General features: G+C 48.1%; 24 protein-coding genes. 16 read left to right on the top strand and 8 right to left on the bottom strand.

Annotated elements, in window-relative coordinates:
* Position 1: 1 nt before the first annotated feature.
* The 3 genes from dnaE to tilS all read left to right on the top strand — a co-directional run bounded on the left by dnaE (position 2) and on the right by tilS (position 5,881).
* Positions 2-3,475, top strand: coding sequence for a DNA polymerase III subunit alpha (gene dnaE / locus FJM67_RS07320; protein ID WP_140588137.1), 3,474 nt, complete (start codon positions 2-4; stop codon positions 3,473-3,475).
* A 109-nt stretch (positions 3,476-3,584) separates the two neighbouring features.
* Positions 3,585-4,532 (top strand): acetyl-CoA carboxylase carboxyl transferase subunit alpha, encoded by a 948-nt coding sequence (gene accA, locus FJM67_RS07315; protein ID WP_140588136.1) that lies wholly within the window; start codon positions 3,585-3,587, stop codon positions 4,530-4,532.
* A gap of 83 nt (positions 4,533-4,615) precedes the next feature.
* Positions 4,616-5,881 carry a tRNA lysidine(34) synthetase TilS gene (gene tilS, locus FJM67_RS07310; protein WP_140588135.1) on the top strand — a complete coding sequence of 422 codons (1,266 nt, stop codon included), beginning with the start codon at positions 4,616-4,618 and terminating at the stop codon, positions 5,879-5,881.
* Here tilS and FJM67_RS07305 read toward each other — a convergent pair.
* The gene (locus tag FJM67_RS07305) at positions 5,871-6,566 is read right to left on the bottom strand and encodes a VC0807 family protein (protein WP_140588134.1); all 696 of its coding nucleotides are present in this window, start codon (positions 6,564-6,566) and stop codon (positions 5,871-5,873) included. The two genes, tilS and FJM67_RS07305, sit on opposite strands and share 11 nt — an antisense overlap.
* Positions 6,567-6,727: 161 nt before the next feature.
* Here FJM67_RS07305 and FJM67_RS07300 point away from each other — a divergent pair, with 161 nt between their 5' ends.
* The 12 genes from FJM67_RS07300 to rpoS all read left to right on the top strand — a co-directional run bounded on the left by FJM67_RS07300 (position 6,728) and on the right by rpoS (position 17,076).
* Positions 6,728-7,024: a DUF6482 family protein gene (locus FJM67_RS07300; RefSeq protein ID WP_140588133.1), complete on the top strand. Its 297-nt coding sequence runs from the start codon at positions 6,728-6,730 to the stop codon at positions 7,022-7,024.
* A 148-nt stretch (positions 7,025-7,172) separates the two neighbouring features.
* The gene (locus FJM67_RS07295) at positions 7,173-8,807 is read left to right on the top strand and encodes a CTP synthase (protein ID WP_140588132.1); all 1,635 of its coding nucleotides are present in this window, start codon (positions 7,173-7,175) and stop codon (positions 8,805-8,807) included.
* A 51-nt stretch (positions 8,808-8,858) separates the two neighbouring features.
* Positions 8,859-10,154 carry a phosphopyruvate hydratase gene (eno, locus tag FJM67_RS07290; RefSeq protein ID WP_140588131.1) on the top strand — a complete coding sequence of 432 codons (1,296 nt, stop codon included), beginning with the start codon at positions 8,859-8,861 and terminating at the stop codon, positions 10,152-10,154.
* A gap of 110 nt (positions 10,155-10,264) precedes the next feature.
* Complete coding sequence (locus FJM67_RS07285) at positions 10,265-10,543, top strand: septum formation initiator family protein (protein ID WP_140588130.1); 279 nt, start codon at positions 10,265-10,267, stop codon at positions 10,541-10,543.
* A complete protein-coding gene (gene ispD, locus FJM67_RS07280; RefSeq protein WP_140588129.1) occupies positions 10,543-11,238 on the top strand; it encodes a 2-C-methyl-D-erythritol 4-phosphate cytidylyltransferase in 696 nt (231 codons plus the stop codon). The genes FJM67_RS07285 and ispD overlap by 1 nt, the downstream gene beginning before the upstream one ends.
* 13 nt (positions 11,239-11,251) lie before the next feature.
* Entirely contained in the window at positions 11,252-11,737 is a 486-nt protein-coding gene (gene ispF, locus FJM67_RS07275) for a 2-C-methyl-D-erythritol 2,4-cyclodiphosphate synthase (protein WP_140588128.1), read from the top strand.
* A gap of 2 nt (positions 11,738-11,739) precedes the next feature.
* Entirely contained in the window at positions 11,740-12,825 is a 1,086-nt protein-coding gene (truD, locus tag FJM67_RS07270) for a tRNA pseudouridine(13) synthase TruD (RefSeq protein WP_140588127.1), read from the top strand.
* Positions 12,803-13,549 (top strand): 5'/3'-nucleotidase SurE, encoded by a 747-nt coding sequence (surE, locus tag FJM67_RS07265; RefSeq protein WP_140588126.1) that lies wholly within the window; start codon positions 12,803-12,805, stop codon positions 13,547-13,549. The genes truD and surE overlap by 23 nt, the downstream gene beginning before the upstream one ends.
* Positions 13,549-14,214: a protein-L-isoaspartate(D-aspartate) O-methyltransferase gene (locus FJM67_RS07260; RefSeq protein WP_140588125.1), complete on the top strand. Its 666-nt coding sequence runs from the start codon at positions 13,549-13,551 to the stop codon at positions 14,212-14,214. The genes surE and FJM67_RS07260 overlap by 1 nt, the downstream gene beginning before the upstream one ends.
* A complete protein-coding gene (locus FJM67_RS07255; RefSeq protein WP_181161446.1) occupies positions 14,207-15,118 on the top strand; it encodes a DUF368 domain-containing protein in 912 nt (303 codons plus the stop codon). Before FJM67_RS07260 ends, FJM67_RS07255 begins: the two co-directional genes overlap by 8 nt.
* Before the next feature lie 56 nt (positions 15,119-15,174).
* On the top strand, positions 15,175-16,053 hold the full coding sequence (locus FJM67_RS07250) for a peptidoglycan DD-metalloendopeptidase family protein (protein ID WP_140588124.1): 879 nt from the start codon (positions 15,175-15,177) through the stop codon (positions 16,051-16,053).
* A gap of 27 nt (positions 16,054-16,080) precedes the next feature.
* Positions 16,081-17,076 carry an RNA polymerase sigma factor RpoS gene (gene rpoS / locus FJM67_RS07245; protein WP_140588123.1) on the top strand — a complete coding sequence of 332 codons (996 nt, stop codon included), beginning with the start codon at positions 16,081-16,083 and terminating at the stop codon, positions 17,074-17,076.
* A 96-nt stretch (positions 17,077-17,172) separates the two neighbouring features.
* Here rpoS and FJM67_RS07240 read toward each other — a convergent pair whose 3' ends face one another.
* Entirely contained in the window at positions 17,173-18,621 is a 1,449-nt protein-coding gene (locus FJM67_RS07240; protein WP_235890011.1) for an AhpA/YtjB family protein, read from the bottom strand.
* Between the two features lie 177 nt (positions 18,622-18,798).
* Between FJM67_RS07240 and serB the strand changes: the two genes are divergently transcribed.
* On the top strand, positions 18,799-19,713 hold the full coding sequence (gene serB / locus FJM67_RS07235; protein ID WP_140588121.1) for a phosphoserine phosphatase SerB: 915 nt from the start codon (positions 18,799-18,801) through the stop codon (positions 19,711-19,713).
* A gap of 50 nt (positions 19,714-19,763) precedes the next feature.
* Here the strand turns inward: serB and FJM67_RS07230 are convergent, their stop codons facing one another.
* From FJM67_RS07230 to nirB, 6 genes are all read right to left on the bottom strand, one after another.
* Positions 19,764-20,183: a HepT-like ribonuclease domain-containing protein gene (locus FJM67_RS07230; protein ID WP_140588120.1), complete on the bottom strand. Its 420-nt coding sequence runs from the start codon at positions 20,181-20,183 to the stop codon at positions 19,764-19,766.
* 48 nt (positions 20,184-20,231) lie between these two features.
* Positions 20,232-21,419 (bottom strand): molybdopterin molybdotransferase MoeA, encoded by a 1,188-nt coding sequence (locus FJM67_RS07225; protein WP_140588119.1) that lies wholly within the window; start codon positions 21,417-21,419, stop codon positions 20,232-20,234.
* A 15-nt stretch (positions 21,420-21,434) separates the two neighbouring features.
* Positions 21,435-21,956 carry a molybdenum cofactor biosynthesis protein B gene (moaB, locus tag FJM67_RS07220; RefSeq protein ID WP_140588118.1) on the bottom strand — a complete coding sequence of 174 codons (522 nt, stop codon included), beginning with the start codon at positions 21,954-21,956 and terminating at the stop codon, positions 21,435-21,437.
* Between the two features lie 19 nt (positions 21,957-21,975).
* Positions 21,976-22,965 (bottom strand): GTP 3',8-cyclase MoaA, encoded by a 990-nt coding sequence (gene moaA / locus FJM67_RS07215; RefSeq protein WP_219845927.1) that lies wholly within the window; start codon positions 22,963-22,965, stop codon positions 21,976-21,978.
* Between the two features lie 116 nt (positions 22,966-23,081).
* Complete coding sequence (gene nirD, locus FJM67_RS07210) at positions 23,082-23,402, bottom strand: nitrite reductase small subunit NirD (protein ID WP_140588117.1); 321 nt, start codon at positions 23,400-23,402, stop codon at positions 23,082-23,084.
* Positions 23,403-23,411: 9 nt separating this feature from the next.
* Entirely contained in the window at positions 23,412-25,967 is a 2,556-nt protein-coding gene (gene nirB, locus FJM67_RS07205) for a nitrite reductase large subunit NirB (protein ID WP_140588116.1), read from the bottom strand.
* Positions 25,968-25,975: the final 8 nt, after the last annotated feature.

The raw sequence follows: 25,975 nt of genomic DNA, 5'->3' as shown, positions 1-25,975 counted from the left end.
GATGTCTGAGTTTGTTCATTTACGCGTCCATACCGAATTTTCCTTGGTCGATGGTTTGGTCAAAGTTAAAGGTTTATTGGGGGCGACTGCCAAAGCGGACATGCCTGCGGTAGCCATATCCGACGAGAATAACTTGTGTGGCTTTGTGCGTTTCTACAAAGGCGCCATGGACAACGGCATCAAGCCGATTTGTGGTGCAGACATTTGGTTGGAAGCGGATGAGTTAATCGACAAACGCTCCCGTATGACCTTGTTGGCCATGTCCAATCAAGGTTATAAGAATGTGATCGAAGTTATTTCCAAGGGGTATCGATTAGGTCAGGTAGATGGTCGGCCGATCATTAAACGGGCATGGGTAGAAGAATTTAGTGAGGATGTGATTGCGTTGTCCGGCGGTTTTGTCGGGGAGGCAGGACATTTATTAGCGAAATACAAAACGGCAGAGGCCAAACAGCGCTTGCAACATTGGATGCAAGTCTTCCCAGATCGCTTTTATATTGAAGTGAGTCGCACTTTTCGGTCCGGAGAGGAAGACTATCTGCACGCCGTCGTGCCTCTAGCAGCTGAGTTAGATTGCCCCATTGTGGCGACCAATGATGTACGCTTTATGAAGCGCGAGGACTTTGAAGCCCATGAGGCTAGGGTCTGTATTTTTGATGGGGTAACCCTAGATGATCCACGCCGGGAACGTCGTTACTCAGAAGAGCAGTACTTCAAATCCTCAGAGGAAATGGCTGAGCTGTTTAGTGATCTGCCCGAGGCGATCGAAAATACCGTAGAAATTGCCAAGCGCTGTAACGTGGATGTCTTATTAGGCAAATACTTCCTCCCGGATTACCCTGTGCCAGAAGGCATGACCATGGAAGATTTCTTCCGTGAGTTGTCCCATAAGGGACTTGCTGAGCGCTTTGAGACCCTATCGAAAAAATACGGTCAGCGTATTTTGGATAAGCGCCAAGAATATATTGATCGACTCGACTTTGAGCTGGATATTATTAACCAGATGGGGTTCCCCGGTTATTTCTTAATCGTGATGGACTTCATCCAGTGGGCGAAGGATAACAATATTCCCGTCGGCCCTGGACGGGGTTCCGGTGCGGGCTCTTTGGTGGCTTATGCCCTGAAAATCACCGACCTTGATCCATTGGAATACGACTTACTATTCGAACGTTTCCTCAACCCAGAGCGGGTTTCCATGCCAGACTTCGATATCGACTTCTGTATGGACAACCGCGATAAAGTAATCGACTACGTAGCGCGCACCTATGGCCGTGATGCCGTTTCCCAGATCATTACCTTCGGTCAGATGGCGGCCAAAGCGGTAGTACGAGACGTGGCTCGGGTTCAAGGTAAGCCCTATTCACTAGGGGACAAACTGTCGAAACTGATCCCATTCGAAATCGGGATGACTTTGAAAAAAGCGTTGGAGCAAGAGCCGGCGTTAGTAGAGTTTATTGAAGGGGATGAAGACGCTGCCGAAGTGATGGAAATGGCTTTCACCTTAGAGGGCACAGTGCGTAACTTCGGTAAACACGCCGGTGGTGTGGTCATCGCACCGACTAAATTGACGGATTTTGCTCCACTTTATTGTGAGGAAGATGGTACCGGTCTAGTCACTCAATACGACAAGAATGACGTGGAAGAAGCAGGGTTGGTGAAATTCGACTTTTTGGGTTTAAAGACGCTAACCGTGGTGGACTGGGCGCTGGAAACCATCAATAAGCTCCATGCCAAAGAAGGGAAAGAGCCCCTTGATATTGCCCTAATTGACCTAGAAGACAAAGCCACTTACGACTTACTGCAACGAGCTGAAACTACTGCCGTATTCCAGCTGGAATCCCGCGGTATGAAAGAGCTGATCAAAAAGCTATTGCCCTCCCGTTTCGAAGATATCATCGCTTTGGTGGCCTTGTACCGCCCCGGCCCCTTGGGCTCAGGCATGGTGGATGACTTTATTAACCGTAAGCATGGTCGTGCAGAGCTGGCTTTCCCCCATCCTGATTATCAACATGAAGACCTCATCCCGGTATTGGAGCCGACCTACGGTATTATCCTTTACCAAGAACAGGTAATGCAGATTGCCCAGGTGCTGGCAAAATTCACCTTGGGTGGCGCGGACTTGTTGCGTCGGGCAATGGGTAAGAAAAAGCCCGAAGTTATGGCAGAGCAGCGCCTGATCTTTATGGAAGGGGCGGCGAAAAACAATATCGACAAAGATCTTGCTGGTAACATCTTTGACTTGATGGAAAAGTTTGCTGGCTATGGTTTTAACAAATCCCACTCGGCTGCTTATGCTTTAGTTTCTTACCAAACCGCATGGTTAAAACATCATTATCCGGCACCTTTTATGGCGGCGGTGTTATCGGCGGATATGCAGAACACCGACAAAATCGTGATCTTCATTGAAGAATGCCGAGCCATGAAGTTGGCGTTGGAATTGCCCAATGTGAATGAGTCGGTGTTTAAGTTCACGGTCAACGATAAAGGTGCCATCGTATACGGACTTGGTGCAATTAAGGGGGTCGGTGAAGGCCCCATAGAGGCCATTGTTCAAGCTCGTAGTGAAAACGGCCCGTTTAAGCATATTTTTGACTTCTGTGAGCGAGTGGGTCGTAAGGTGAATAAGCGTGTACTGGAGGCCTTAGTGCGCTCCGGAGCACTAGATACCATTGGACCAAACCGAGCAACCTTATTCAACAGTATCGATGAGGCGCTGCGTCGTGCTGATCAGAATGCCAAAAACGAAGATGCTGGTATGATGGATTTGTTTGGTATTGCGGTCGATGAGCCAACCGAAAATGCTTACGATGAGATTGGTGTTCAAGAGGAATGGCCGGGACGTAAGCGTTTAGATGGAGAAAAAGATACTCTTGGTCTGTATGTGACAGGCCACCCAATTGATGATTATGAGCGAGAAATACGCCGCTTCGCCCGTCATAAAATTGTGGACATTCAGCCTAAACGAGACACTCAGGTTATCGCTGGCTTGATTGTTGAAATGCGCGTGACCAAAAGTAAAAAAGGCGGCAATATAGCTTTTGTTACCTTAGATGATCGCTCTGCGCGGATTGAAGTCACCGTATTTCCTGATACCTTCGAGTCGGTTAAAGACTACCTCACTCCTGATCAAATCGTGGTGGTTGAAGGGGAAGTTAGTATTGATGAGTTTCGTGGTGGCCAGAAAGTGGTGGCGCGAAATGTGCTTGATATTGCCAAAGCACGGATTCGCTATGTGGAAGCCTTGCGTATTGACTTGTGTGGTCAAACAATGGCACCGGCTCAGGTGCAACAGTTGGCTAGTATTATTGCCCCTTATCGGGGGGATGGTTGTGATGTGGTGATTAGCGTGGATTCACCTCAAGCAAAAGGTGATATGCGTCTGGGTAGTCAGTGGAAAGTGATGCCAGATGATGAATTAATCCACCAACTTCGCGTAAGTTACGGTAAACAAAATGTGCAGCTGGTGTATACTTAGCGGCACGCAAAATTTTAAAAGGGACGCGGCCTACTCCGTGGTGCTGTGGGGTGTTTGTAAAGCAAACTTCCTGTAAAATGATGGCAACCAAAATAGCAGTGTGTAGAAAATGAATTTAGATTACCTTCCGTTTGAGCAGCCGATTGCTGAGCTTGAACAAAAAATCGAAGAACTACGCCTTGTCGGCAACGATAATGAACTGAATATCAGTGAAGAGATTGCCCGACTAGAAGAAAAGAAACTCACCCTGACACAGAAGCTTTTCAGTGATTTGGGTGCTTGGGAAGTGTCTCAGGTTTCCCGTCACCCCAAGCGTCCTTACACTCTCGATTACATCAAGCATGCTTTCACTGATTTTGAGGAAATGCATGGTGACCGCCACTACGCTGATGATCGTGCTATCGTAGGTGGTGTTGCCCGCTTAGATGGTCGTTCAGTGATGGTAATTGGTCACCAAAAAGGCCGTGAAGTGAAAGAAAAAGTACTTCGCAATTTTGGTATGCCACGCCCAGAAGGTTACCGCAAAGCGCTACGTTTGATGGAAACCGCTGAGCGTTTCAAAATGCCAGTAATTACTCTAATCGACACCCCTGGGGCCTACCCTGGTGTTGGTGCCGAAGAGCGCGGTCAAAGTGAAGCCATCGCGTTTAACTTGGCGAAAATGTCCCAGCTCAAGACTCCGATCATCTCTACTGTTATCGGTGAAGGTGGTTCTGGTGGTGCCTTGGCGATTGGTGTGTGTGACGAGCTAATGATGCTGCAATACGGCACTTACTCCGTTATCTCCCCAGAGGGCTGTGCTTCTATCCTATGGAAGAGTGCTGAGCGTGCCTCTGATGCAGCGAAAGCCATGGGTATCACTGCGGATCGTCTACAAGAGCTAGGTTTTGTGGATACAATTATTGAGGAGCCTCTCGGTGGCGCCCATGTTAACCACGCTTTGATGGCCCAACGTTTAAAAGAAAACGTGCTAGCCGCATTAGAAAAGCTCGAAGGCTTGACCACTGAAGAGCTGCTAGAGCGTCGTTACAAGCGTTTGATGTCTTACGGTTTGTAAGCTATCAAATAGCTAGGAAAAGCCTCCATTACATGGGGGCTTTTTTGTCTCTGTGGATGATGAGTTGATAGGTGAATAATCAGGTGAGTAGCGTAATGTTAGCTTTGGACTGGCAAGCTCTTAGCCAAACTGAGGGAAGGGTGGTTATCGCTTACAGCGGAGGCTTGGATTCCCATGTGTTGTTGCACTTGGCTGCTACTCATCTCACCGGTGTCGCGCGGGAACACTTGCGTGCTTTGCATGTGAATCACCAACTCAGCCCCAACGCCGACTCTTGGCAACAGCATTGTGAGCAAGTCTGTGCCGACTTAGGGGTGGCATTCCGCTCCGAGCGGGTAACCGTTTCAGATCAGGGTTCATTGGAGCTGGCAGCGCGCCAAGCCCGTTATCAAGCCTTTGATCTGCATCTCAATGCTGGCGATGTACTGTTACAGGCCCATCATGCTAACGATCAATTAGAAACCTTATTGATGCGGTTGGAGCGGGGTACGGGCTTGCGTGGCTTGGGTGGCATACCTGCAACTCGTCAACAGGGAAAGTGGCGTATTGTTCGGCCCCTGTTGATTTTTAGTCGATCTCAGCTGCTAGAATACGCCCAGTGCCACAATCTAGATTGGGTTGAAGACGAGTCCAATCAGGAGACTGTTTATCGACGCAATCTGCTCCGCCATGAGGTCGTGGAGAAATGGCAGCAATTTAATCCCCAAATTGCCGGAAAAGTGGCGCAACAGGCGGAGCAATGGCAGCAAGATTTATCAATACATCAGAGATTGGTGCGGCGTGAATTGGAGAAATTCTTAGCTCCTGATGGTAGCTTGAGCTGGTCATCTTTACCTGAGTCGGAGCCTGCATTTTGGATGCAGCAGTATTTGCAAGGTCAGGATATCAATGTCACCCAAGGGCAGTTGCAAGCATTGGTCACTATGCTCGCTAGCGAAGCGGATGGAATGCCAGAATGCCAAATTGGGCAGTCTGTTATTCGTCGTTTCAAAGGCAGAATATTTGTGATGTCCACTTTAGCAGAGCAACCTAGCCTAGTTACGTTGACGCCACATCAATGGCAGGAACAAGTTGCTTTTAGTATTTGCTGTGATCAGTCAGTTCAGTTAGGAAAACGCCCAGAGGGCATCAAACTCTTGCTCGCTAATGGTAAACACAGACCATTGAAAAAGTGGTTGCAGGAGCGCCAGATTCCCCATTGGTGGCGCGAACAACTACCGTACTTGTTTGTAAATAATGAGCTGGTCGCCATTGGCACCTTGTGGCAGCACCCTAACTGGCAGGGAAAGGTGCAGTGGCGTGACCATGGAGTTTTGCCATGGCCGTACGAATGCCAGATTATTGACTGATCAGAAAATTCTCGATTTTTTCGCCAGTTAGTAGGCTAATCTGGCGAAAAATATAAAAGATGGCCCCCATCATCACGATGGTGCAAGGGAGTGCGATAACCGGGAAGCTTAACGCAGTCATTTTGGCAATTTCCTCATTAAAGGCTTCGGTGCCGGCAGGGCTCACAACGATCCATTTGGCTAATACGTAGTTAAGGAACGAAGACAATAAAAATGACGCGGCGACCACATGGGAGCCCACTTTCACCTTTTCCTCGAAACGTGCCAAGGCATTATGTCTGGTTAAGGCATCGTGCAACTTTGGCAGGTTTACAAATTCTTCATTAAGCAGCAGTTTACGCACTAGCGGGAAGCGGGTCTGATTGCTGACCACGATGACAATGAAAATAATCCCCGGTACAGCGGCTTCTTTGATCGCCACATAGGCAGGATCGAGTTGTAGTAATCCAATCCCACCGGTCATGAGCACGCTTAAAACACCGAGCACTGAGATAAAGTTAACCTTTCCTTCTTCTTTAAAACTCCATAGGCCATAGAGAAAGGGGAAGGCGAGCGCGACAATAAGAGCATTGACTGGCCCTAGATCATCCGCACCACTAAATTTACTGAGGATAAAAACTGGGATAAAAATGTTGAAAGCAAGATTGGCGAGAAAGCCACCTTTCTTTTTCTTAGCTGTTTGCATGGGGTAAATCAGTCGCTATCTAAACCTTTGGTGTCGAAATAAAACCACATAATGCCATGGGAGACTAATATTTTTTCGCGCAGCAACTAAGGAAAATATATCGCTGATCCAGTTTGCAGTCCCGATCGTATGCCTCAAAAAAAGGGGCTAGGAGACCTAACATGTTAATAAACGAAGTTAAGCAGTTACCTCACGTGGATAAAGTGCGTATCCATTCACTGGAGTCTAACCTATATCAGGTCTCTATTTTGGTGGGGGAAGACGAGCACTACGTATTTAGCACGCCCGGCAAATTTTTACGTAGCCACAATAAGTTAGATTTACTTGCCCAGTTCGAAGGTATGTCTGTCGGCAGTATGGTGTTATGCCACCAAAGCGCCTATGACGAAATGGTGGGGCAGCCATTGCGAGACCAAGATAATCTACTGGAAGTCCCCATCAGTATGCAGGGACGTTAATCGTAACGCCCTATCCCTTCGAGTCACTTTATTGCATCTTTGATTCCAAGCAAGGCGATTCCCTGCTATCATTTGCTCCCGTCCTAAAGTAAACATTCTTACTGCATTTCGTATCCATTTTTGACAATTTAAGGCGGGCTTAACACTCATGGCGACACGATATATTTTCGTCACAGGCGGCGTGGTTTCATCACTTGGTAAAGGATTGGCATCTGCTTCATTGGCAGCGATCCTAGAATCCCGTGGTCTAAAAGTCACCATGCTGAAACTGGACCCCTACATCAACGTAGACCCAGGCACAATGAGCCCATTCCAGCACGGTGAAGTATACGTGACTGAAGACGGCGCTGAGACAGATCTGGACTTAGGTCACTACGAGCGCTTCATCTCCACCAAAATGACCAAGCTGAACAACTTCACCTCCGGTCGCGTGTACCAGCATGTATTGCAAAAAGAGCGCCGCGGTGACTACCTTGGTGGCACTGTCCAAGTTATTCCGCACATTACCGATGAAATCAAACGTCGTGTACTCGCTGGTGCGGAAGGTGCTGACGTTGCCTTGGTTGAGATTGGTGGAACCGTAGGCGACATCGAGTCACAACCTTTCCTTGAAGCTGTGCGCCAGCTAAAAGTGGAATTAGGCTCCCATCGTGCGTTGTTCATGCATCTAACTCTCGTGCCTTATATTCGTACTGCTGGCGAAACGAAAACCAAGCCGACGCAACACTCGGTAAAAGAGTTACGTTCTATCGGTATTCAGCCAGACATCCTAGTATGTCGCTCTGAAGTTTCAATTGAAGTGCCAGAGCGTAAGAAGATTGCGTTGTTCACCAACGTGGATGAGCGCGCTGTTATCTCCTTGCCAGATGCGGATACTATTTACAAAATTCCCCAAATGCTGGCGGATCAAGGCCTAGATAGCTTGATCGTACAGCGCTTTAATCTGGACTGTAACATCGCTGATTTGGAAATCTGGAACAAGGTTGCCCAAGCAAAACTGAATCCAGAAAAGCAGGTTAACATCGCCATGGTAGGTAAATACATGGAATTGTTAGATGCCTACAAGTCTTTGATCGAAGCCATGGATCATGCTGGTATTCATGCCCGCACCAAGGTCAAATTGCACTACATTGACTCTGAAAAAGTAGAAGAGCAGGGTACTAGTATTCTGGAAGGTATGGACGCTATTCTAGTTCCTGGTGGCTTTGGTGAGCGTGGGGTAGAGGGCAAGATTCGCACTGCTCAATATGCCCGTGAGAACAAAATCCCGTACTTGGGTATCTGTCTGGGTATGCAAGTAGCGGTAATCGAATTTGCCCGCAATGTGGCAAATCTAACTGGTGCCCACAGCACCGAGTTTAATTTAAAAACAGAGAATCCCGTAGTCGGCCTGATCACTGAATGGGTCAACTCAGAAGGTTCCAAAGAAATCCGGTCAGAGGAATCCGATCTTGGTGGCACTATGCGTCTTGGCGCGCAAAACTGTAACTTGGTAGAAGGCACTAAAGCTTTTGCAGCATACGGCCAGCCAGTCATCAGCGAACGTCACCGTCACCGTTATGAAGTAAACAACTACTATGTTCCTGCATTGCAGGAAGCGGGCTTAACCATCTCTGGTTGGTCGGCGGATAACTCCCTAGTAGAGATGGTCGAAATTGACGATCACCCATGGTTTGTGGCGTGTCAATTCCACCCAGAGTTTACCTCGACACCAAGATACGGGCACGGCCTGTTCAGTGCGTTTGTTCACGCCGCACTGAAATATGCAGGAAAAGAAAAATAATTTCAGCGAACATCTGTTTGCCAATTTTTCATTTACATAAAGGGGTTTGTTATGAGTCAAATCGTTGATATCAAGGCCAGAGAAGTTCTGGATTCACGTGGTAACCCAACCGTGGAAGCTGACGTAATCCTAGCGGACGGCTCTTTTGGTACAGCGTGTGCACCTTCTGGTGCCTCTACCGGTTCTCGTGAAGCTTTGGAACTACGTGATGGTGATAAAAGCCGTTACCTTGGCAAAGGCGTACTAAAAGCTGTTGCTGCGGTAAATGGTCCTATCCGTGAAGCACTACTGGGTAAAGACGCTACGGCACAAGCCGAAATCGATCGCATCATGATCGCTCTTGATGGCACAGAAAACAAATCTCAATTCGGTGCAAACGCTATCCTAGCGGTGTCTTTGGCGACGGCTAAAGCGGCGGCAGTGTCTAAGAAAGTACCTTTGTACGCACACATTGCTGACATCAACGGTACACCAGGGGTTTACTCAATGCCTGTACCAATGATGAATATCATCAATGGTGGTGAGCACGCGGATAACAACGTTGATATCCAAGAGTTCATGATTCAGCCAGTGGGTGCGCCTAACTTCCGCGAAGCGCTACGCTACGGCGCGGAAATCTTCCACGCTCTGAAGAAAGTACTGAGTGCCCGTGGTTTGAATACTGCAGTAGGTGATGAAGGGGGCTTTGCTCCTGATCTTGCTTCTAATGCGGAAGCATTAGCAGTAATCAAGGAAGCGGTTGCCGCGGCAGGCTACGAGCTAGGTAAAGACATTACCTTGGCGATGGACTGTGCTTCTTCTGAGTTTTACGAAGATGGCAAGTACAACATGAAAGGCGAAGGCAAAGTTTTCACGTCAGAAGAATTCTCTGACTACCTTGCTGAGCTTTGCAATGAATACCCAATCGTTTCTATCGAAGACGGCCAAGATGAATCTGACTGGGCGGGCTTTGCCTACCAGACTAAGATTCTAGGGGATAAAATCCAGCTTGTTGGTGACGACCTATTCGTAACTAACACCAAGATTCTGAAGCGTGGTATCGACGAAGGTATTGCTAACTCTATCCTGATCAAATTCAACCAAATTGGTTCTTTGACCGAGACCCTAGAAGCTATCAAGATGGCGAAAGATGCTGGTTACACAGCGGTTATTTCTCACCGTTCTGGTGAAACCGAAGATGCGACCATTGCTGACTTAGCAGTAGGTACGGCAGCGGGCCAAATCAAAACGGGTTCCCTATGTCGTTCTGACCGTGTATCTAAGTACAACCAATTGCTACGTATCGAAGAGCAACTAGGCGAGAAAGCGCCTTACAAAGGTCGTTCTGAAATCAAAGGTCAGGCATAATTTTTGATCTGAAAGCAAAAGGGAGAACCTAGTTCTCCCTTTTTTATTTTTTTATCAGCTGAAAAGCGGAATAATGTTGGACTGTTTTTGTTGAGTGACTTTAGGCGATCATGATCCTGCGTATATTACTGGCGCTGATGTTTTCTTTGTTGGTCTACCTAACCTATCAGTTAGTGTGGGGTGAGCAGGGTATGCAGCGACAAGAAGAATTAGCCAAACAAATACAGTATCAAGAAAGTATTAATGGGCAGCTAAGACAACGTAATGAAGCCCTGCGTGCCCAAGTGCGCGATTTACGCCAAGGGGAAGACGCGGTAGAAGAGCACATTCGAACAGAGCTGCAATACATCAAGGAAGGCGAAGTTTTTTATCGGATGGTCGAAAAGTAATGACACAATTTTGGGTAATTATCCCCGCTGCTGGGGTAGGCAAACGCATGGGTGGCAATATACCCAAGCAATATCTATTGCTCAATGAGCGCAGCGTGCTTGATATCACTATCGGTAAGTTTATCGATCATCCGCAAATAGCCGGTGTAGTCGTGGGTGTCAGCCCAGAAGATGAATATTGGCCCCACTCAGAGTGGTCAACCCATCCACAAGTGGTTCGTTATGACGGTGGTGAGGAGCGTTCTGATACGGTCATGAATGGATTGCAGGTATTGATGGCGCTTGGTGTCCCTGATGAAGATTTTGTGCTTGTTCATGATGCTGCTCGTCCTTTGGTTTCAACAGCGGCGTTAACACGGCTGATGAATCACCAAGGGGAGCAAGGTGCTTTATTGGCGATTCCTTGTAAGGACACGCTGAAGTTGGCGGACCAGCAACGTGCCAGTGGGACGGTTGATCGCAGCGTGATTTGGCAGGCACAAACGCCGCAAAAATTTCCTTTGTTGGCTCTCTATGAAGCGCTTTTCGCCGCAGCAGAACAAGACATTGGGATTACCGATGAAAGCTCAGCGATGGAATTACAAGGCTGGCAACCAGATTTAGTCGAGGGTGAAGCGAGTAATCTCAAGATCACTGTGCCCGACGATTTAGTTATCGCTAAAGCACTACTCGATATTCATCGAAAAGATAAATAAACAGGAGCTGAATATGGTGCCATTTCGTATTGGGCACGGCTTTGATGTGCATAAATTTGGTGACGGTGACCATATCGTCATTGGTGGAGTCAAGATCCCGTATGAACATGGTCTAATCGCTCACTCGGATGGGGATGTGGCGCTACATGCTCTGACTGATGCCCTATTAGGCGCGGCTGCACTTGGGGATATCGGCAAGCACTTTCCCGATACGGATGCTCAGTTTAAAGGCGCAGATTCACGGGAGTTATTAAAGGCAGCGTTGGCTGAAGTACAGCAGTTAGGTTGGTTGGTTGCGAATGTAGATGTCACCATTATTGCCCAAGCGCCCAAAATGCGTCCCTATATTGACACTATGCGCGCCAATATTGCCGCAGACTTGCAAGTAGAGATGGGGGTTGTGAATGTGAAAGCGACGACCACCGAGAAGCTGGGTTTTACCGGCCGCAAAGAAGGGATCGCTGTAGAAGCGGTGGCGTTATTGTACCGAGCGTCTTGATTATGTTGAACCACCTAGATTGGCCCTACGCTTGGACAAAGCCTCAGTTACGAGCGGATTTAAAAACCTACTTTGCGGACTTTGTAGTAGAAGAAATACTAGGCACTGAGCCCAGCGGACACGGTGAGTTTGTCTATCTTTGGATCGAAAAGCAGGGGGTGAATAGTGAGTATCTGGCGCGACGTATCGCTCAGTTTGCCAATGTCTCCTTGAAACAAGTCAGCTATGCCGGCACAAAAGATCGCCATGCGTTGACCAGCCAATGGTTTTGTATCCACCTGCAACACGATATCGACTTTCAACCTCTTGAGACAGTATTTAGCGAACCCGAAAAAATCCGGGTGTTACGCCAAGAACGGCACCATAAAAAGCTCAAAACGGGTGGTCACCTCGGGAATCGTTTTCTCATCCGCTTACGCCAACTAGAAGGCAATCAAGATGAGTTGGAGCAGCGTTTAGCCCTGATTCAGCAAGCTGGGGTGCCGAATTACTATGGAAACCAGCGATTTGGCATCCAAGGCAATAACTTAGTCCAGGGACGAGCCATGGTTGAGGCGGGCCGAAAAAATAGTCGCAAGTTAGAGAAAACCGAATCCTTCTGGCTTTCTGCAATGCGTTCATGGTGCTTCAATATTGCTTTGGCAGATCAAGTTCAAGCCGGAATCTGGGACAAGTTGTTTGCTGGGGATATCGTGCAACCGCAACATGCACCACAGCAGCAACGGATAAAGCAACTGGACGCGATGCTATTACGCCGTTGGCAATTAGGGGAAATTCACCCTGTGTTGCCTCTTATTAGCGATGGTTGGCAACTCGGTGCCAGCGAGTTACGTCGTAAGGCAATGGAACACAGCTATCGTGATGAGCAGCGTTTGCTACAAGGCCTGATCACCTTTGACTTTGCCCGAGATGGGCGCGCAACGCGTCTTATGGCGAATGATATGGCGTGGGAATTGCTACCTGACGACCAATTGTTGCTGGGTTTTAGCCTTCCCAAGGGAGCCTTTGCGACAACTTTGTTGCGAGAGCTGTGTGACTTAAATGATAAATCGATAGAGCAACACCATGAGGATTCTAATCTCCAATGATGATGGTCTGGATGCGACCGGTATTCAGACCTTAGCTACCTTGCTAGGGCGGCACTATGAAGTATTTGTTGTTGCCCCTGATCGCAATCGTAGTGGCGCCAGCAATTCGTTAACCCTAACTCGGCCATTAACACCGGTACGGGTAACACCCAATCAGCTCAAAGTGGACGGTACGCCGACGGATTGCGTGAATTTGGCGTTGTCCGGCGTTTTTGATCGTCAATTTGATATGGTGATTTCTGGCATCAACCATGGTCCTAATTTGGGTGATGATGTGATCTACTCTGGCACCGTCGCCGCCGCTATGGAAGCGCGCCATTTAGGCCGTCCAGCCATCGCAATTTCATTGGTAGGGAACCAGTATTTTGATACTGCTGCTAAGGTTGCGCTAACTTTATTGCAGCAAAGTGAACGCTTAAGTTTACCAGCAAAAAGCATTCTCAACGTAAATGTTCCTGATGTGCCCTATGAGCAAATCAAGGGAATGAAAGCCACTCGCTTGGGACATCGTAATCAAGCACAGCCAGCGATTTCGGCACAACACCCAAGAGGGGTGGAAAGCTATTGGATTGGGGCGCTATCAGAGCCCGATGATGCTGGGCCAGAAACAGATTTTTACGCAATTCATGAGGGTTGGGTTTCAGTTACGCCACTCCATGCCGATATGACACATCAGAGCGTAAAATCCCAATTATCCGACTGGCTGGAGAGTGTTAGCTGTTAATGTCCAATGCCATCAGTGACTTCCTAAAAGGTACCGAGGCGCGGGTACAATCCATGATCGACACCCTCGTGGCCGAGGGGATTGATCATCCCGAGTTATTGAGTGTCATGGCGAGCATTCCGCGCCATGAATTTGTGGAGCCAGCTTTTTCCCATCTGGCTTATTCCCCGACCCCATTGCCGATCGGGCGCAATCAAACCATCAGTCAGCCATTAACAGTGGCACGAATGACTTTGTGGCTGTTGAAATACTCCCGTCTTGGGCGGGTGCTAGAGGTGGGTACTGGTTCAGGTTACCAAACATGCTTGTTATCTTATTTCTTTAATAAGGTGCACACCATTGAGCGGCAAAAAGCTCTCTTTGATATGGCAACGGTGAGATTACAAAAAATGGGATTGCAAAACGTCGAGTTTCACCATGGTGATGGGAACCTCGGATGGCCGTTTGCTATCCAAATGGATGCCGTTATTGTCACCGCTATGGCGAATAAAGTGCCATTAGCATTGACCAATTGTTTAAAAGAAGGCGGTATTTTGATTATGCCCATCGAGGAAGAGCAGTATTCTTCTATCGGTTGTTGGCAGAAACAAGGGGAGCGCTGGAAGCGTCTAGAGCAGACACCAGCCCAGTTTGTACCTTTACTAGAAGGAAAAGTAGATGCCTGAATGGCTCAGAGTATATCTAAGTGGCGTATTGATGGGTGCGGCTGATATTGTGCCAGGAGTTTCTGGTGGTACGATTGCGTTCATCGTCGGGATCTATGATCGTCTTATCGGAGCCTTAAGCCAGGTAAATGGTGAAGCGCTAAAACTATTGCGCCAACGCAATCTGAAAGGTGTATGGCGTCACTTTGACGGTACTTTCCTACTAGTGTTAGTGCTGGGTATAGGGTCTAGTATTTTTACCTTGGCCGGCGTCATGAGCGAGTTATTAGCAAACTCGCCGATCTTATTGTGGAGTTTCTTTTTCGGTCTGATCCTAGCATCGGCATACATCCTGCTGAAAATGATTCCACAAAAGCACAGTGCTACTTGGTTATTGATGTTGTTGGGGGGAGTTGTTGGTGCGGTATTGTCATTACTGGTTCCGACTCAGGTAACGGTCAATACCCCAATGGTGTTTTTCTCCGGCGTAATTGCGATTTGCGCTATGATTTTACCGGGTATCTCAGGTAGCTTTATCCTATTGATGTTAGGCATGTATGGTTATGTGATTACGGCCATAAAGACGCTGGATCTATTTACCATCGCCGTATTTGCCGCGGGTGCTGTGGTTGGGCTGTTATCATTTGCGAAAGTGCTAAATTATTTGCTGCATCAGCACCGGAGTCACACACTGGCATTGTTGACCGGCATTATGCTGGGAGCGTTAGTGAAGGTATGGCCATGGAAAATGACTTTGGAGACCATCCAAGTCGGTGATAAGACTATCCCGGCGGTAGAAGCTCGCATGTTGCCTTGGCAGTTACCGGAGTTCCAAATGATCGGTGACCTGTTGATACCATTAGTATTAATGCTGCTGGGTGCGGGCTTGGTAATCTTGCTGGAAAAAGTTTCGTCACGAAAATAACGAAACTATATAAAAAATCTCTAAAATATTTACATTGGTCACAAGGACAGGTTGTTTTGACGTTAAAGCTCATACTCAATAAATGGGGTTATGAACTGACAAAAACGGTCAGGTTGCTGTTTTTGTGCGTCTTTGTGACAGGTTGTGCCTATGATAGCTTTCACTATCCCGATGCGGAATATCGACGTACTGCACCCCGAGTGAGTGATGTTCCTACAGATGGCGTTTACCGAGTTCAGCCAGGGGACACGCTGTTTTCGATCGCTTTCAATTACGGTTTAGACTACCGAAAAGTTGCAGAATATAACGGTATTGATAGCCCCTATGTTATTTATCCGCAACAAAAAATTCAGTTAAAAGAAAAAGCAGCTGCCCCCCCAATAAAGACTACTACCGCCACTTCCACAGCTTCAAAAAGCCCTGCTACTAGTGTTACAAAGGCTCCCGTGGCGAGTCCAGTAAGTAGTGCTGAAAAACCGAGCAAACCAGTGGTTAGGACGGTCAAAGTTAACGGGAACTCCAGCTCAAAACCGACGTCCAATAATACAGCAACGGCAAATATGGCCGTCACTTGGGCTTGGCCGGTGACCGGAAAGGTCACTAGGGGCTTTTCAAGCCAAGGGGTAAGTAGTAAAGGTATAGATATTAAGGGGACAGAAGATTCCCGAGTGAAAGCGGCAGCAGATGGCGTTGTGGTGTATGCGGGCAATAACCTGATTGGCTACGGTAATTTGGTGATTGTGAAACACAACGACGTTTATCTAAGCGCCTATGCTTACAACGACAGTATCTTGGTAAAAGAGAAGCAGTCGGTGAAGCAGGGTGACGCGCTGGCGATCATAGGTGGTAAAGGCAATGAGCGGCCGATCCTGCATTTTGAAGTACGTCGGGATGGTCAACCCATAGACCCATTAAAAGTTCTGCCAACATTATAACAACAACGATTTGGCCAGGAGGACGCTATGAAAACCAATAATATGGAAAACGAAAACGCGATTGACGATATTCTTCCAGAGTTGGAAGAATTTGAGCTCGATGATGCAGAAAGCACCGATGAAGAAGACTTTGAATCAGCGGTGAACGCGCGTTATGGCCAAGATGGTGATGCCGGTAAGTCACTGGATGTGACCCAAATGTACCTAAGTGAAATCGGGTTCTCACCGCTACTAACGGCTGAGGAAGAAGTCTATTTCGCCCGTTTGGCTCTCAAAGGAGATGAAGCCGCTCGCAAACGCATGATTGAAAGTAATTTGCGCTTAGTGGTGAAGATCTCCCGACGTTATTTGAACCGAGGCCTATCCCTACTCGATTTAATCGAGGAAGGTAATTTAGGATTGATCCGAGCCGTGGAGAAATTTGATCCGGAGCGGGGCTTCCGTTTTTCAACTTACGCGACTTGGTGGATACGTCAAACGATCGAACGTGCCATTATGAATCAGACGCGGACAATTCGTTTACCGATTCATGTGGTGAAAGAGCTTAACGTGTATCTTCGTGCAGCCCGGGAGCTTACGCAAAAATTGGATCATGAGCCAAGCCCAGAAGAAATTGCGCGAATGCTGGATCGTCCTGTAGAGGACGTGCAAAAAATGCTCAGTCTCAACGAACGTATCAGCTCAATTGATTCGCCGGTGAGCGGTCTAGATAACGATAAGAGCCTAGTGGAAGTGTTGGCAGACACCCAGCAGCATGGCCCTGAGCAAGACCGTCAAGATGGGGACGTGCACGATAATATTGAAGCCCTGCTAGACCAACTGAATGAAAAACAGCGAGAAGTTATCGCCCGACGTTTTGGACTACGAGGCTACGAGGCGAGCACCCTTGAAGATGTGGGTGCTGAAATTGGTTTAACCCGGGAGCGAGTGCGACAAATTCAAGTGGAAGCATTACGCAAACTGCGATTACTATTGCAAAACCGTGGTTTGTCTTTAGATGACGTGATTGATTTTGAGCAGTGATACGCCACTCTAAGTATAAAAAAGTCGCCTGCTGGCGACTTTTTTGTTTGTCCTAGTTACTTACGGGAATCACGGGTACACAAAGTTGATTGGAAATTAGCTAGCGAATAGGGGGAAAGTATCCTCGTCGTCCTTGGTTTTAGGGGAGGTAAGCTCCGTTTGTTCTAGTTTCTCTTGAATACGCTTGCGATATTTCTCTGCTACGTCTTTCACTTCATAGGCAAGAAATTCTTCTTCCTCGATTTCAATGACATCGGGTAGCGATGTAACAACACGATTTTGAATCTCCGGCACCGTAATAATCGCCTCACTGAGCAACAGGCGATTAACCACTTGGGATTGATTGAGGGCACTCGCTTCGATCAGTAGAGCACGCATTTCACTTGGGTCGAAGTAATGATGTGCCATCATGTTGGCAATATGCTCGTTGCCCTTATGCAAACTCACATGCACATTTAAGTTTGGCACATCGGCGTACAACTCTGTTTCTGCAAGGGATTCGTGTAGCTTCAGAAACAGTTGTGCAGTACAGACCGCATTCATAAACAGATTGTCTTGGCAGTCTTTCGCTTGGAAGAATACCAACACACCATCGTTTTCGTACTGATGTACTTGGCCTTGATATTCTTCCGCGCACAAAAATAAAGCTCGATATACTGGAGTCAACAAATTCGCCACCTGCAGTGGTGTCATTTGTTCGTTCCAGTCTTGCAGGTTTTTCATCCTAAAATAGAGTACGCAGTTTTCCCGTTGCGACTCTTCAATAATACGGTCGAAATCAAACTCGATTTGGGTCTCAGTTTTTTGAGCGGCAATGCTATCTTCGTGACTTGAGTGATCCTCGTGGGAAGGAGTTTGCTCAGGCTCTGGAATCTGCTCAATTGACTGTAGGGTTTCGACTTGAGTACGTAACTCGTTGGCTTCCACATAAATAAGGTTAGGCAGCGGCGCAGTTCGGGTGCCTCTGTTTAACGCGAGTAGAGCATCACTAAGTTGCTGGATGGGCGTGTAGAGCCAGCGAATCAACAGCAACATGGCCAGAGAAAATAGAACGGTAAGGAATAGACCTACGCCGAACAGGGCATTTCCAAGACGTGATAGGGTTGATAGGGCTGGCGTTTTATCCAAAGTAATGAGTACGTGACCGACCACCTCATCCCGAAATCTCACCGATGAGCTATAAACGCGATGTTCATCGGTAGGGCGCATTTCATCATTCACCAGTGGGATATTGGCACTGCTGGCTTGGGCTAACAACTCGTCTTTCTTGTTGTATACCCGAGCGCTAAGAATATTTTCATTTATCACCAAACGGTTTAGCAGCACGTTTAGGCTCAGCAGGTCATTAGTGAGAATGGACTGAGTCGCGTTAAAAGCAGCTTGAGTGGCTAAGCTGTTGCCAAGCACTTCCGTTTGTTGGTTGAGATAATCGCTGAGGGAGGTGGTAATCGTAAACCAAATCGTGGCCATAGTAAGCGCCATCACAGTGACAAATGCGGTCAGTGTGATGCTGGCAGCGGACAGTTTTTGGCGTAGGAAAACCATTATTGATGCCGGTTTCATGAGCAGGCCATTCACATCCTTGGTACAAATTGAGCGTGAACAATTATTTAGTATACACAGGGTGTCGGTCAGATGGAGGAATTCTTTAGCAAGTTCACCTCTCTTAGCGAAATGAAACGGATTTGCTATAGTACGCCCACCACTATTCAGGAGACAGCTATGTCTGCATCGATTACTTTGATTGGGGCGATTGAAGATCACCATCGTCAGCAACTTGCCAATTGGCTTGGTGAGCAAGCACTTACTTTCAAAACAACTCAACTAACGGAAACAAGTGATTCTATTGCCGTGGAACGCTGGCAATTGTCATCTGTGCTGCCCGAGGCCCAGCTTGCCACTATGCGTCAGCAATTATTGCATTGGAGTGATGAGACCCAGGTTGACCACGTACTGCAACAGCAGACACCCAATATCCGAGCAGGTGGTGTGGCTGTATTTGATATGGATTCCACCTTGATTAAAGCTGAGGTCATGGATGAGTTGGCTGTCGAGATGGGCATTGGTGAGCAAATTTCCGCAGTCACAGCAAGCGCCATGCGCGGGGAAATTGACTTTACGGAAAGCTTTGTGCGCCGCTTGTCATTCTTAAATGGATTGAGTAGTGAAGTAATGGATGGTGTTTATCAGCGCATTGAGCATATGGATGGCATCTCGACCCTCATGAGGGTACTGCACCATTTTGGCTGGCATACGGCGATCTTATCCGGTGGTTTTACCTATTTTGCTGACCGAGTAAAAGCCGATCACAACATGGCGGAAGTCCACGCCAATGTACTAGAAATCATCGATGGCAAGTTAACAGGGAAGCACCTCGGCCCAATCGTCGATGCGGCCCGGAAAAAAGAATTGCTCGGAGACCTAGTTGAACGTACCAACACAGACTGGTCACAGACCATCGCCTGTGGTGATGGAGCCAACGATTTGTTGATGCTTAACCAAGCGGCTTTAGGGGTGGCGCTTCATGCCAAACCTATTGTACGTCAGCAGGCTCCGTGCCCGCTGAACAATCTAGGATTAGATGGCATCTTGTATTTGCTGGGTCTGACGAGCCAAGAAATTCGCGAGATGGTTTAACCAGCCTTATTAGAACCAGAATCAACCCACGCCGATGGAGTCGGTGTGGGTTACTCGCCGAGTCGAGCTGTCCATTCTTTGGTTAACACTTCCACTAAACCGTAGCGACGTAGGGCTAATGCTTCGGAAAGGGTCTCAAAATTCTGTTCTAAATAGTCATAGAGAATTTTATCGCGAAGCTCAACTAAAGCACGAATTTGCTCCCCCTGTTCGAACGTCACTTCTTTGTGTTCAAGCAAGCTTGCCAACACTTCGCTACGATTTTCAATGTTTACTTGGTAGTGATTTTTTAGCACGTACTTGGCTAAGTCCAGCATCGAGGCTACCAGTAACTGGAAAGCATGCTCCACCGCCATAATTTCGTCACTGGTTAAACTGTCTGTTTTGTCCTTTTTACGATGACTATCCAGCCGCTTGATCATGGCATGTTGATGGTCGTAAAGCGCCTGTTCCCACTGTTTGTCCCGCATTGTTTACCTCTAGGCATTTGCCATCACTGTGTATAGCTTCAGACTAGCCTAGAATCCAGAAAATGGGAAAAAGTCGAATTCAGAATCTTGATCTATGTGATGATTTGCTGGCACGTGCAAGTAGCCATCGGTGGCACAAGCGGCAAACAGGGCACCAGAGCTTTGTTGCGGGTGAGGTGTGGCAATACCATTCTGAATGGCGCAGCGGATAAACTCATCGCGAGAGATTGTTTTAGAGCGAGTAAACCCCGCTTTTACCTTAAAGGTTAGCGGTAGCGTTGCGTTACCACCTGCGGCTTTAGTCAGCACATAGCGAGCAAATAAGTGAAACGTCACCAGGGTCGAGCTGGGGTTCCCTGGTAGGCCAATAAATTTAGCGTTAGGCAATTGTCCGAATAGGAGGGGTTTGCCGGGTTTAATATTTACCTTCCAGAAGGATAGGTTGCCGATGGTTTCAATGGCATTTTTTACATGGTCTTCTTCACCGACGGAAACCCCACCAGAGGATAAAATCACATGGCAGTCCTGATCCATCTCTTTCAAAGTTGCGATGGTGGCGTCGGCTTTGTCCTCGCTGTGGCGTACCATCACGACTTGATGTCCCAATTCCTCGATCAAGGCGCACAACATAGGGCCGTTACTGTTGTAAATTTGTCCCGCCCCAAGTGGTTGATTGCCCATAATGAGCTCATCACCGGTAGTCAGCACGCCAACTTTCAACGGTTCATAAACTGCAACCTCGGTAATGCCAAGGCTGGCTAACATACCGATATGTCGTGGGGAGATTTGCTCCCCACGGCGTAACACAATCTGTCCCGCTTCAATATCCTGACCGGCTGGGCGGATATTGTCGCCGGGAATCGGTGCTTTGGTAAACTGTACTAAACCGTCATCGACAATTTCGGTATTTTCCTGCATAACCACGCAGTTTGCCCCCGGTGGAATTTCGGCACCGGTGAAGATTCGGGCACAGGTTCCATGTGTTAATTCACTAGGAGCGTGTCCTGCCGGAATGCGCTGGCTTACCGGTAGCGGTGCGCCTTCTTGCCAATCTTCCTGCCGCAGGGCATAGCCATCCATCGCACTGTTCGCTGCTGGTGGTACTTGGATTGGCGCATGAATGTCACTCGCAGCAAAGCGTTGACGGCATTGTGCCAAGGGTAATACCTGGGATGTCGCCAAAACTTCGGTTTGTTGCGCCAGTTTGGTCAGTGCGTCATGGAAAGCTAACAGCATGGTGGCTCCTGAAAATTAACCTTGTAGTGGGCCAAGTAGCATAGAAACAAAGTTACATGGACGGTGACGGGAGTCCAGCTGCTCCTGAATAATGCCATTCCAAGCTGTTTTGCAAGCGCCAGTAGAACCGGGTAGGCAGAACACTAAGGTCTTATTAGCAAGGCCTGCTAGAGCACGAGATTGAATGGTTGAGGTACCGATTTCGTTATAAGAAATCTGGCGGAATAACTCGCCAAAACCATCGATGTGCTTATCCAGCAATGGGCTAATAGCTTCAGGGGTGCTGTCACGAGAGTAAAAGCCAGTACCGCCGGTAATCAAGACGACGTGGGCTTCACTGTCTGCGATCCAGTTGGAAACCACAGCACGCATGGCATAAACATCGTCTTTTACAATTTTACGGTCATATAATTGGTGACCTGCATCTTGCAGCAAGGTAACTAGAGCTTCCCCCGATGTATCTTCGGCAAGGCCGCGAGTATCCGATACCGTTAATACACAAATATTTAATGGACGAAATGGAGATGGAGTTTTCATAACAAGCCTTATTAATGGGTTAACCGCCAGTGGCGCTCATAAAGCGGATGATATCTGGCTCTTGATCAAGATTGAAATGGTGTTTTTCGGGTTTTAAATCCAAGGCGCCGATAATGGCCTTGCGTAAGGCATCATGATCTGGATTGGTGCGGATAATGGTTTTCAAATCCATCGAGTGCTCATTGCCCAAACAGAGTAATAAACGCCCCTCACAGGTTAGTCTGACGCGATTGCAGTCGCCGCAAAAATTGTGACTATGGGGGGAAATAAAGCCAATACGGCTCGTGCTATTAGTCAGTTGATAATAGTCACTTGGACCGGCGGTTTTGCTAGCGACGGGAACAAGCTGAAACTGCTCTGACAGTTTTGCGCGAATTTCATCACTGGAAACATAACACTTAGCACGATCATGATCTTGAATCACGCCTAGTGGCATTTCTTCGATGTAGCTGATATCCATGCCGCGATCGATAGCGAACTGAGCTAAATCGCCAACTTCATCAAAGTTGCGGTCCCGCAATACCACGGCATTCAGCTTTAAGCGTTGGAAAGGGAGAGCGGCTACCGCATCAATTCCCGCCAATACTTGATCAAGCTGATCGCGCCGGGTGAGCTGCAAAAATCGCTCACGCTTTAGGGTATCCAAGCTGATGTTAATGCGGGCGACGCCGGCATCCAATAATGGCCTAGCGTAGCGGGTGAGCTGGGAGCCATTGGTTGTGATAGTCAGTTCATCTAAGCCGGGTAGCTTTGCGATCTGTTCCAACAAGCGGATGATGCCCTTACGTACCAGAGGCTCACCACCGGTGACACGAATACGTTTTACGCCGAGCTCGACGAAGGTACGGGCTAACAGGTAGGTTTCTTCTAGGCTCAATACCTTGTCACGGGAAAGAAATTCAATATCCTCCCCCATGCAATAGGTACAACGAAAATCACAGCGATCCGTCACTGATATACGCAGGTAGTCAATGTTACGACCAAAGCGGTCTATCAGTTGGTTGGCCACAGTGTGTTCTCCTCGTAGGCAGCGCTCCGACAATCAGACTCATACCAAACATAGCATGTTGTGGATAAGGCGGGCTATACGGATTGCACGCAGCGCTTGCTTAATTGTTATTAAAGCTACTCTACGGCTACGAATACTTTACTGCTTTCCACTTTTGACTGCCAAACTTGCACAGAAACGTCTTCTTCTAGACATTTCCCGGTAGAAAGTGAGAAGTGTTGTTTATAAAGAGGGCTTGCGACGACAAAGTCGCCATCAAGATCACCCACGATACCACGAGAGAGCACGTTCGCTTTACCGATTGGATCCCAGTTAGAAATAGCGAAAACCCGATTGTTCGCTACCTTAAACAAAGCTATCTGTTGGCCATTAATGAGAGCCGCCGCACCAACGTCTAAATCGAGATCGGAAATGTCACATACATAAGTAAAGTTCATAGTACGCTCCTAGCTTACAGTCGCAATCAGTTGAGATTTTTCGATTTCCGTCGCCGGACGGATTTGGCCACGTTCTTCAACGAACTGTACGTGGTCATCGGCGGCATCTGTGTTGATAAACTGACGGAATTTCTTCAGTGCTTGTGGATTATTCAGGGTAGTTTTCCACTCACATTGGAAGGTGTTGACGATGTGTTGCATTTGCAGTTCCAACTCTTCGGCGAGGCCTAGACTGTTGTTAATCACCACATCACGTAAATATTCCAAACCACCTTCTAGGTTATCCATCCACACGGAGGTACGTTGCAAACGATCTGCTGTCTGCACGTAGAACATCAAGACCCGGTCGATGTACTTGATCAGCATTTCATCGGAAAGGTCGGTGGCGAATAGGTTCGCGTGACGGGGTTTCATACCACCGTTACCACACACGTACAGGTTCCAGCCTTTTTCGGTAGCAATCACGCCGATGTCCTTGCTTTGTGCTTCGGCACATTCGCGGGTACAACCGGAGACAGCGAACTTGATCTTGTGTGGGCCTCGCAAGCCCTTGTAGCGTTCTTCGATACGAATCGCCATGCCAACCGAATCATTGACGCCGTAACGGCACCAAGTGCTACCAACGCAAGATTTCACAGTACGCACCGACTTACCGTAGGCCTGACCCGTTTCAAAACCGGCATCAATCAGCTCGCCCCAGATTTTAGGCAGATCAGAAAGTGTGGCGCCAAATAGGTCGATACGCTGACCGCCAGTGATCTTGGTGTAAAGCTTGTAGCGTTTCGCCACTTCACCGATGGCAATCAGTCCCTCCGGCGTAATTTCTCCGCCCGGAATACGTGGTACGACGGAGTAAGTGCCGTCTTTTTGCATATTTGCTAGGTAGCGGTCGTTGGTATCTTGAAGGCCTACATGGGAGGCATCCAATACATAGTCATTCCAGACGCTGGCTAAAATGGAGCCCACCGTTGGTTTGCAAATATCGCAGCCATGGCCTTTGCCATGCGAATGAAGTAGATCTTGGAAGGACTTAATTTCTTCCACTTTGATCAAATGGAATAGTTCTTGGCGGGTGTAGGCAAAGTGTTCACAAATGTCTGTGCTGACTTCCACACCTAGCGCCAACAATTCGTTATCGACCACCTTTTTCAGTAGTGCCGCACAGCCACCACAGCCCGTTGCCGCCTTTGTCATGCCTTTAACGTCCCCAACGCTACATGCGCCATTGGCAACGGCTTGTGCGATATCGCCTTTGGTCACGTTGTGACAGCTACAAATCGACGCGGTGGCAGGAAGGGCGTCGACACCCAGTGCTGGTGCATCTCCGGTGTTAGGTAGAATCAGTGACTCTGGGTTCTTCGGTAGATCAATGCCGTTCAAATAGTATTGCAGTAGGGTATCGTAGTAGCTGTTGTCACCCACCAGCACGGCACCAAGCAGCTTGCTGCCATCTTCGGATACAACAATTTTACGGTACTCGCCTTTGCGTTCGTTGTGATAAACAAACGATGTCGCGCCTGGTGTCGCTTGGTGCGCATCGCCAATGGAACCCACGTCACAGCCCAATAGTTTGAGTTTGGTACTCATGTCAGCACCTTCAAACTTTTTACCGGTCTTGCTAATCAAGTGATCTGCGGCCACTTTCGCCATGGTGTAACCCGGCGCAACAAGACCAAAAATACGCTCATTCCAAAGGGCACATTCGCCGATGGCGTAGATGTTTTCTTGTGACGTTTGGCAGAAGTTATTAACGACAATACCGCCGCGAGCACCGACTGCTAAACCAGCGCTGCGCGCCAACGCGTCTTGAGGACGAATACCCGCTGAGTAAAGGATCAAATCGGTTTCAAGATGTTCACCATTGGTGAAGTTCATACGATGGAAGCAGGTTTCGCCGGCGATGATATTTTGCGTCGCCGTATCCACATGGACAGAAACTCCCAAACCTTCAATCATGTTCTTCAGAGTACGGCCACCAACTGGGTCAAGCTGAACCGGCATTAGGCGTGGCGCGAACTCTACAACGTGGGTTTCGAGGCCGAGACTTTTTAGGGCGTTAGCGGCTTCAAGACCAAGTAGCCCACCACCTACAACGGTGCCCACTTTGCTGTTTGCTGCGCAGGCCTTAAGGGCATCTAGGTCATCAAAGGTACGGTAAACAAAGGTATTTTCCGTTGAATGGGACTCAATTGGCGGGACGAATGGGTATGAGCCCGTTGCTAAGACCAATGCACTGTAATGAACCACATTGCCGTTTTCTAAAGTAACGGTACGAGTAGGGGCATCGATGCCGGCGACCTTGTTGCCAGCGTAAAACTGAACGTCGTTTTGCTCGTAGAATCCGGTGGTGGTAAGTGACAAATCTTCTGTGGTTGCACCAGTGAAGTATTCGCTCAAATGCACCCGGTCATAGGCGATGTATTTTTCTTCGCCAAAAACCAAAATCTCATAATGATCTTGCGCGTTGGCTTCGATCAGTTGTTCAACATAGTGGTGTCCGACCATGCCGTTACCTACGACGACGATTCGTGGTTTTGCACCGATGGGTAAAGTTGTAGTAGACATAATTCAAT

The organism is Maribrevibacterium harenarium (assembly GCF_006385675.1).
In the GTDB taxonomy this organism is placed as follows: domain Bacteria; phylum Pseudomonadota; class Gammaproteobacteria; order Pseudomonadales; family Marinomonadaceae; genus Marinomonas; species Marinomonas harenarium.
The sequence above is the reverse complement of the archived record's forward strand: the minus strand, read 5'-3'. Positions and strand labels throughout refer to the sequence as shown.